Here is a 2578-nt window from a genome sequence, read left to right on the forward strand (position 1 = left end):
GCCCTGCATGCCGCGCGATTCAAACTGGAACACGGCTTCGGTCAAACCATCCGAGAAGAGCTTGTAGACGGCCCGGTCGTCCAGCGGCAGCGTCTCGTACGCAAAGTCTTTCTTGTCCGGGTAGCGGGCGACGATGAAGTCTTTCGCCAGCTCCAGGATCGTCAGCGTGGCCAGACCCAAGAAGTCGAACTTGACCAGGCCGATCGCCTCGACGTCGTCCTTGTCGTACTGGCTGACCGCCGAGTCACTGCCGGGCTGTTGGTACAGCGGGCAGAAGTCGGTGATCTTGCCCGGCGCGATCAGCACGCCCCCGGCGTGCATGCCGATATTGCGCACCATGCCTTCGACACGCGAGGCCAGCGACAGCAGCTCGGCCACTTCTTCTTCAGCCGCTTCGCGCTGCTCCAGCTCGGGCGCTTCCTGGCGGGCGTAGATGACGCCCGGGTCCGGCTTCTCGGGCACCTTGGCCAAGGTCACGGTCTTGCCCGGCGGCGCGGGGATGAGCTTGGCGATCGAGTCGACATGGCCGAAGCCCATGCCCAGCACGCGGCCGATGTCACGCAGCGCCGCCTTCGCGGCCATCGTGCCGAAGGTGGCGATCTGGCTCACGGCTTGGCGGCCGTACTTGTCCTTGACGTAGTCGATGACGCGGTCGCGGTTGCCCTGGCAGAAGTCAACGTCGAAGTCGGGCATCGAGACCCGCTCCGGGTTCAGGAAGCGCTCGAACAGCAGGTTGTACTGCAGCGGGTCCAGGTCGGTGACCGACAGCGCATAGGCGACCAGCGAGCCGGCACCCGAGCCCCGGCCCGGACCGACCGGACAGCCGTTGGCCTTGGCCCACTTGATGAAGTCCGACACGATCAGGAAGTAGCCCGGAAAGCCCATCTTCAGGATCGTGCCGATTTCGAATTCGAGCCGCTCGACATAACGCGGCCGTTCCGCGTCACGTTTGGCGACATCGGGGTACAGCAGCTGCAGCCGCTGCTCGAGCCCTTCGAACGATTCCTGGCGGAAGAAGGCGTCGATCGGCATCGGGGTGCCGTCGGGCTGGATCGGGGTCGGGAAGTCGGGCAGGCGCGGCTTGCCCAGCACCAGCGACAGGTTGCAGCGCTGGGCGATCGCCAGCGTGTTCGCCACGGCCGAGGGCACGTCGGCGAACAGCGCTTCCATCTGCGCCTGGCTCTTGAAGTACTGCTCGCGGCCGAAGCGCTTGACGCGGCGCGGATTTCCCAGCGTCTCACCCTCGGCCACGCAGACACGCGCTTCGTGCGCCTCGAAGTCTTCCGGCGTCAGGAACTGCACCGGGTGCGTGGCCACCACCGGCAGCTTCAGCTCGGCGGCGAGTGGCACCGTGGCGCGCACCAGCGCCTCGTGCTGCGCCAAGCCACCGCGTTGCAGCTCCAGGTAGAAGCGACCAGGGAACAATCCACTCAATCGCTCGGCGACCTGAGCGGCACGTGCCCGGTCGCCCGCCAGCAGTGCCGTGCCGACAGCGCCATGCTCGGCACCCGACAGCACGACCAGCCCGTCACCCAGTTCGGCCAGCCAGTCCCAGGTGACCCAGGCTTGCGCGCGTTGCACATTGCGCGTCCAGGCGCGCGCCAGCAGCTCACACAGGTTCAGGTAGCCGCGGCTGTTTTGCACCAGCAGCAGCAGGCGGCTGGCCGTCTTGTCGCCGGACGCGGGGTCTGCCGGCTCGAGCCAGATGTCGGCCCCCAGCAGCGGCTTGACGCCTTTGCCGCGGCAAGCCTTGTAGAACTTGACCGCGCCAAACAGGTTGGCCAGGTCGCTAATACCCAGCGCCACCTGGCCGTCGGCGGCCGCTGCGGCGGCCACGTCATCGACACGCAAGGTGCCATCGACAACTGAAAATTCGGTGTGGGTGCGCAGGTGGACAAACGACATGCGGCATTCTACGAAGCCGCCCGTTTGCCCCCTGCGCCCGGGCAACTGCCTTGCGCCCTCCCGGGCACAAGGCAGGCTACATCACTGCTTGCAGCTCGTGATCGGCACGTCGGCCGCTGCGCCGGTGCCGGCGACCTGGTCGGCCGTCAGCGTCACGCACAACGGCAAGGACTGGACCCCCGCGCCGCTGACCACGATCTTCGAGACCCCAGCCGGCGTACCGGCCTTCAGCGTCAGCTTGACGGTGGAGGGCGCCTTTTGCTGCACCCCGGTGTTGTCCCAATCGTGGGTACGGGCGTAGCGCACGGTGCTGCCGGTCGTGAAGCTGACGATCGGGTAGTTCTCGTCCGACTCGGCGTCGTCGCCGTAGCCGCTGCCGGCCGACACGCCGTTCATGCGAATGCCGGTCAGCGTGAACTTGCCGGCGCCGTCGTAGTGCAGCGACTGCGGTACAGGCTTGGCCTTCTTCGGCGCATCACCGTCGGGCGTGTAGACCCAGACGTCGTTGCCGCCGTAGTTGAACATCACCTGGCCCGTCGGCAGCACCAGCATGTGCGTCGTGTATGCCGCCTGGTTCATGACCACCGGGAAGTCCGGCACGATGGGGTTGATGGTGTTGGCCACCGGGTCGTAGTCGAACAGCTGGGTCGGCGCCGCGAACGTGCCCTTGGTC

Annotated in this window: 2 protein-coding genes; both read right to left on the reverse strand. The window is 66.8% G+C overall.

Annotated features, from left to right (window positions below):
• Positions 1-1905 (reverse strand): DNA polymerase III subunit alpha (gene dnaE, locus AC1DYI_RS32380; protein WP_477208218.1); only part of this gene is annotated, 1905 nt, incomplete at its 3' end.
• Between the two features lie 81 nt (positions 1906-1986).
• Positions 1987-2578 (reverse strand): hypothetical protein (locus tag AC1DYI_RS32385; RefSeq protein ID WP_477208219.1); only part of this gene is annotated, 592 nt, incomplete at its 5' end.

This window comes from Ideonella sp. P3_A4, from assembly GCF_056403075.1.